A 6,182-nucleotide genomic window follows, 5' to 3' on the forward strand; every position below is an offset into this window, starting at 1 on the left:
TTGGCACCCCGGACGATTCCGAAGCCTGGGAGCGCGTGCAGAAAGGCGCCCGTGCCGGTGAAGACCTGTGGATCATGCTCAACCGCGGCCTGCCGGGCGAGAAGCCCAGCGCCGACGGGCTGGTGTCTGACGTGAGTGCCGAAACCGGCATGCGCGCGGCGTACCAGCAGTGGAAGAAGATGATGACGGAGAGCAAGTGATGGATCTGAACCTACTGAACGAAGTCACCGCCTTCATCTGGCAGGAAGGCGACATGCTCGACCACGGCGAGTACGACACCTGGCTCGGCCAATGGACCGAAAAAGGCACGTACATCATCCCCATCGACCCGCGCGAGAGTGACTACGAGAACACCCTCAACTACGCCTACGACGACCACCACATGCGTGGCCTGCGCGTGCAGCGGTTGATCGGCGGCGAGTCGATTTCCACCAGCCCGCAACCACGTACCGTGCGCACGATTTCGCGCTTCCGGGTGCTGGGCGACGACGGCGTCAACGTCACCGTGCGCTGCGCACAGAACGTGCGCGAGTTCCGCAAAGAAAGCCTCAAGCACTACAGCGCCGACCTGACCTACACCCTGGTACGGGCGCAAGGCAGCTTCAAGATCCACCGCAAGGTGATCAGCCTGATCAACAGTGACGATACCCTCGCCGGTATCGGCTACATCCTCTAGGGCCACGACCATGAGCGAACAACTGCTCGATGTGATCGTGCAAGCCCGCGAAGTGCAAGGCGGCGACGTGGTTGTACTGGAGCTGGCCGCGGTCGACGGCCAGGCCCTGCCGCGCTTTGCGGCAGGCGCCCACGTCGACCTGCACCTGGCGCCCGACCTGGTGCGTCAGTATTCGCTGTGCGGCGACCCCGCGCGCACCAATGTCTACCGCCTGGGCGTGCTCAAGGACAGCCAGTCTCGTGGCGGCTCGGTGGCGGTGCACGAGCAGCTGCAGCCCGGCACGCCAATGCGCATCAGCGCGCCGCGCAACCTGTTCCCACTGGCCAGCGACGCCACGCGCTCAATCTTGCTGGGCGGTGGCATCGGCATCACCCCGATGATCGCCATGGCCCATGCCCTGCATGCCCAAGGTAAACCGTTCGAGCTGCATTACCGCGGCCGCTCACGCAGCCGCTGCGCGTTCGTCGACGAACTGCTCGGCGCACCGTTCGCGGCCAGCGTGTTCACCCACTTCAGCGATGAAGGCCCTGAGCAGCACCTGGACCTGGCCCAGGTGCTGGGCCCCGCCATGCCTGGCGTGCACCTGTACACCTGCGGCCCGGCGGGCTTCATGGATTGGGTGATCGCAGGGGCGCGCCAGCAAGGCTACGACGACCCACACATCCACCACGAGTACTTCCAGGCCGAGGTCGACACCTCGGGCGGCAGTTTCGAGGTGGTCGCCGCACGCAGCGGCAAGACCGTGCAGGTGCAGGAAGGCCAGCCCCTGACCGCCGCCCTGCGCAGTATCGGGATCAAGGTCGAGGTGTCCTGCGAGCAAGGTGTGTGCGGCACCTGCCTGTGCGACGTGCTCGAAGGCGACCCCGACCACCGTGACCACTACCTGACCGAAGAGGAGAAACACACCAACGAGCAGATCGTACTGTGCTGTTCCCGGGCGCGCGGCAAGCGCCTGGTGCTGGATATCTGAGAAACAAAAACAAAAACAATACGTGACAGACAAGCGGGCGCAAGACCTGCAGCCCTTCTGCCCAGTTGCTCGACTGCCCAGGACTTGTACTGATCACACTTCCAGGATTACCCCATGGAACTCAAATGGCCGTTGCGTGCGAAACCGTTTTGCTTGTGTGTGGGCGCCGTATTACCCCTGACGTGCTTGGCCGATGTGGTGGATGACAGCCACCTCTCGCTCAATTTCAGAAACCTCTACCTGAACCGTAACTTCACCAACCCCAGCGCGCCGGTGTCCAAGGTCGGCAACTGGTCGCAGGGCTTCGACCTGCAGTTCGAGTCCGGTTACACCGATACCCCCGTGGCAGTCGGTCTCGACCTCAACGGCCAGTATGCCGTGCGCCTGGACTCCACCGGCAACGATGGCTCGCTGCCCTTCAGCAAGCACCGCCAGCAGGCCGCCGACGACTATAGCCGCGGCGGTGCGACCCTGAAGCTCAAGTACGCCAACACCAAGGTACTGATCGGTGATCAGAAACCTTTCTACCCCGTCGCCTCCAACGACCCCAGCCGGCAGCTCGACACGATTTACCAGGGCGCGGTGATCGAATCACGCGACATCGACAACCTGACCCTCGTTGGCGGGCGCTTCTGGTCCATCGTCACCCGCGAGTCGTCCAACCATGAGCGCCTCTACCGCTACGGCACCCGCGACGACCTGGACAGTGATGGCCTGGACTTCGCCGGCGCCACCTACGCCCTGACCCCAGACCTGCAAGCCAGTTACTTCCATGGTGTGCTCAACGACATCTACAAGCAGGACTACGGCGGCATCAAGCACGCCCTGAAGTTCGCCGACGGCTACCAGTTGAAAACCGACGTGGGGTACTTCAACAACCGTGAAGACGGTGCCGCACGCAGCGGCACCGTGGACAACCGCGCCTACTTCGGCCTGGTCACCCTGGAAAAAAGCGGGCACATGCTGGGCCTGAGCTACCAGCGCATGACCGGCGATACCGTGTTCCCGACGTTGAACGGCTACGTGCCGCAGCTGTGGCTGCCGAACTGGGCGGGCCTGCCGTTCATTCGCCCGGATGAACGCAGCTGGTCGGTGCGTTATGGCTACAACTTCGCCGCCATGGGCCTGCCCGGGCTGAAGCTGTTCACCCGCTACATCAAAGGCACCGACATCGACCGCGGCCCGGGCCTTGCAAGGGACCAGGAAAGCGAGCGCGACATCATGCTCAGCTACGTGATCCAGAGCGGCCCGCTCAAAGACCTGGCCTTCGACCTGAAGAACATGCGTACCCAACAGCAGTACGGCAACGACTACAACGAGTATCGCCTGATCACTTCCTACACCTGGAAGTTCTGGTGACCGGCCCGCATGGAGATGGCTCATGAGTAACCTGAACACCAGCATCACCCGCGATACCGACCCGCGCACCATGCGCCGCATTGTCATCGCCTCGGTCCTGGGCAATGCCCTGGAATGGTATGACTTCTTCCTCTATGGCACGGCCGCAGCACTGATTTTCGCCCCGCTGTTCTTCCCCGCCGGCACCGACCCGGTACTTGGCACCATGGCCTCGTTTGCCGGCTTCGCCGTGGGCTTTCTGGCGCGCCCGCTGGGTGGCCTGATCTTTGGCCATATCGGCGACAAGGCCGGGCGCAAGAAAGCCTTGGTGATGACCCTGGCGATCATGGGTGCGGCAACCTTCGCCATGGGCCTGCTGCCAACCTTCGAACAGGTCGGCTACCTGGCCCCCGCCTGCCTGGTGATCCTGCGCGTGCTGCAAGGCGTTGCCTCGGGCGGCGAATGGGGCGGCGGCGTGCTGCTGCTGAGCGAGAACGCGCCCAAGGACCGCGTCGGCTTCTATGCGGCCTGGAGCCAGCTGGGTGTTTCCGGCGGGTTCGTACTGTCTGCCGCTGCGTTCTACCTGGTGCAGATGCTGCCCGTCGAAGACATGATGAGCTGGGGCTGGCGGGTGCCATTTTTGGCCAGCATCCTGATTTTTGGCGTGGGGGTGTACATCCGCCGTCGCCTGCCAGAGAGCAAAGCCTTCGTCGAGGAACAGGCCCAGCAGGACAAGCCCGAGCACATGCCGGCCATGGAAGTGCTGCGCAACCACCCCAAGGCCGTGCTGCAGGCCATGGGTATCCGCATCGCCGAAAACGGCAGCGCCTACCTGTTCCTCGCCTTCACCATCGCCTACGCCAAGTTCACCGGCCTGGATACGCAACTGGTGCTGGCCAGCGTGATGGTGGCGATGATCGTCGAGGCCGGCACCATCGTGTTCTGGGGTTGGCTGTCGGACATCATTGGCCGGCGGGTGGTGTATGCCATCGGCTCGGTCGGTTTGATGGTGCTGGCGTTCCCGTTCTTCTGGATGCTCGATACCCACTCACCGGTGTGGGTGTACCTGGCGGCATTGCTGGGCATGGCCTTCTGTCACGGCGCGATGATCGGCACCCAGCCGGCGCTGATGGGTGAGCTGTTCCCGGCCAAGGTGCGCTATTCGGGGCTGGCCATGGGGCACGAGATTGCCTCGATCTTCTCCGGCGGCCTGGCGCCACTGGCGGCAACGGCGCTGTTCAGCATTTACAAGGATGCCTGGCCGGTGTCGGTGATGCTCGTGGTGATGGGCGCGATCACCACCCTGGCGGTGATTTCCATCAAGCCACAAGCCTCTGCAGACAATAACTGACCGCGTGTTCAGCCCCTTCGCAGGAGCGGCCTTGGGCTGCGAAGGGGCCATCAGGCTGTCCCAATCAGGGCTGTCCCCTCAGGAACTTGCAAGCATGAATACCCTGACCGAAGCGCAACACCTCAAGCACACCCAAAAACGTTACGTGTACGAATGGTATGTGGTCATCCTGTGCATGGTGGCCTACATCTTCTCGTTCGTTGACCGGCAGATTCTGGCCCTGATGATCGAGCCGATAAAAGCCGACCTGCAGCTGAGCGACACCCAGTTCAGCCTGCTGCACGGCCTGGCGTTTTCGCTGTTCTACGCCTTCATGGGCATGCCCATCGCCTACCTGGCCGACCGTTTCTCGCGGCCACGCATCATCGCGGTCGGGGTGATTTTCTGGAGCTTCGCCACCGCCGCTTGCGGCCTGAGCAAGAACTTCACGCAGATGTTCCTTGCCCGTATCGGCGTGGGCGTCGGCGAAGCGGCCCTGTCGCCTTCGGCCTACTCGATGTTCAGCGACCTGTTCCCCAAGGAAAAGCTCGGCCGCGCAGTGGGCATCTACTCCATCGGCTCGTTCGTCGGTGGCGGCATTGCCTTTCTGGTCGGCGGCTACGTGATCACCCTGCTCAAGGACGCGCAGACCATCGAGGTGGCCTTCCTTGGCGCCATGAAGGCCTGGCAACTGGCGTTCTTCATCGTCGGCCTGCCTGGGGTGCTCGTGGGCCTGCTGATCTGGCTGACCGTGCGCAACCCCGAGCGCAAGGGCGCGCAGTTGGACGCCGACGGTAATGTGCGCAAGGTGAAGCTCACCGACGGCCTGCGCTTCATCGGCCGTCACCGGGCCACGTTCAGCTGCCACTACCTGGGCTTCTCGTTCTATGCCATGGCGCTGTTCTGCATGATGAGCTGGACACCGGCGCTGTACATCCGCAAGTTCGGCATGAGCCCCGAGCAAGCAGGCTTCATGCTCGGCACCATCCTGCTGCTGGCCAACACCACGGGTGTGGTGTTCGGCGGTTGGCTGACCGACCACCTGGCCAAGCGCGGCCGCAGCGATGCGGCCATGCGTACCGGGGTCATCGGTGCGCTGGGCATGATCGTGCCGGCCGTGCTGTATTCGCAGGTGGACCAGCTGTGGCTGTCGGTGACCCTGCTGGTACCGGCCATGTTCTTCGCCTCGTTCCCCATGCCGGCGTCCACTGCGGCCATGCAGATCCTCTCGCCGAACCAGGTGCGTGCGCAGGTATCGGCGGTGTTCCTGCTGATCAGTAACCTGCTGGGCCTGGGCTTGGGCACCACGCTGGTGGCGCTGATCACCGACCGCTACTTCGGCGTACCGGCTGCGGTCGGTTCTTCGATGTCGATTGTCAGCTTCGTCGCGTCGTTGCTGGCCATCGTGTTGCTGGCCAAAGGCTGCAAGTGCTTCCGCCACAGCATGCAGCGTGAGCACCCCGTCGCGGCCTGAAGTGTTGGCCAGCATGACCCGATTGTAGTCGGGGGCACTGGGAGGTGAGCGCGAAAAGGGGGCGCGAGCCAATGCTTCAGGAATAACTGGCCCGAAACAGATGTGGGAGCGGGCTTGCCCCGCGAAGCGCCGCGCGGGCGGCGCTCGATATCCGCTCCACCTCCAAGCCCAAGGCAAGCACCTGGCCGCCTTCACCCTGTCTGCCGACAAGCACATAGCAGCCCGCTTCCCCAATATTCCTTGTAAACACAAAAAAGCCTGGACCCTCTCCGCACGGAAAGGCCCAGGCATAAACGGTGAATCCTGTGGAGGCTGGCGTGTGTAGGAGCAGCCTTGCGCTGCGAAGAGGCCGGTGAAAACACAGTAGATCTGCGCTGCTGTCACCGGCCTCTTC

The 6,182-nt window shown here is 63.3% G+C and carries 5 protein-coding genes and 1 pseudogene; all 6 read left to right on the plus strand.

Annotated elements, in window-relative coordinates; all coding sequences use genetic code 11:
- Positions 1–200: pseudogene (locus OO306_RS27590) on the plus strand (aromatic ring-hydroxylating dioxygenase subunit alpha); the annotation flags it as partial.
- Positions 200–676: an aromatic-ring-hydroxylating dioxygenase subunit beta gene (locus OO306_RS27595; RefSeq protein WP_099428997.1), complete on the plus strand. Its 477-nt coding sequence runs from the start codon at positions 200–202 to the stop codon at positions 674–676. The pseudogene OO306_RS27590 and the gene OO306_RS27595, both read left to right, overlap by 1 nt.
- A 10-nt stretch (positions 677–686) precedes the next feature.
- The gene (locus OO306_RS27600; protein ID WP_265970355.1) at positions 687–1,646 is read left to right on the plus strand and encodes a PDR/VanB family oxidoreductase; all 960 of its coding nucleotides are present in this window, start codon (positions 687–689) and stop codon (positions 1,644–1,646) included.
- A gap of 114 nt (positions 1,647–1,760) precedes the next feature.
- On the plus strand, positions 1,761–3,005 hold the full coding sequence (locus tag OO306_RS27605; protein ID WP_265970356.1) for an OprD family outer membrane porin: 1,245 nt from the start codon (positions 1,761–1,763) through the stop codon (positions 3,003–3,005).
- 22 nt (positions 3,006–3,027) lie between these two features.
- Positions 3,028–4,335, plus strand: coding sequence for an MFS transporter (locus OO306_RS27610; protein ID WP_027593650.1), 1,308 nt, complete (start codon positions 3,028–3,030; stop codon positions 4,333–4,335).
- Positions 4,336–4,429: 94 nt separating this feature from the next.
- Entirely contained in the window at positions 4,430–5,788 is a 1,359-nt protein-coding gene (locus tag OO306_RS27615; RefSeq protein WP_027593651.1) for an MFS transporter, read from the plus strand.
- Positions 5,789–6,182 lie beyond the last annotated feature (394 nt).

This window comes from Pseudomonas sp. DCB_AW (assembly GCF_026240895.1).
Lineage (GTDB): Bacteria > Pseudomonadota > Gammaproteobacteria > Pseudomonadales > Pseudomonadaceae > Aquipseudomonas > Aquipseudomonas kermanshahensis.

Coding starts and splice junctions, on each gene's coding strand:
- OO306_RS27595 (WP_099428997.1), top strand. CDS start 200: ATGGATCTGAACCTACTGAACGAAGTCACCGCCTTCATCTGGCAGGAA.
- OO306_RS27600 (WP_265970355.1), top strand. CDS start 687: ATGAGCGAACAACTGCTCGATGTGATCGTGCAAGCCCGCGAAGTGCAA.
- OO306_RS27605 (WP_265970356.1), top strand. CDS start 1,761: ATGGAACTCAAATGGCCGTTGCGTGCGAAACCGTTTTGCTTGTGTGTG.
- OO306_RS27610 (WP_027593650.1), top strand. CDS start 3,028: ATGAGTAACCTGAACACCAGCATCACCCGCGATACCGACCCGCGCACC.
- OO306_RS27615 (WP_027593651.1), top strand. CDS start 4,430: ATGAATACCCTGACCGAAGCGCAACACCTCAAGCACACCCAAAAACGT.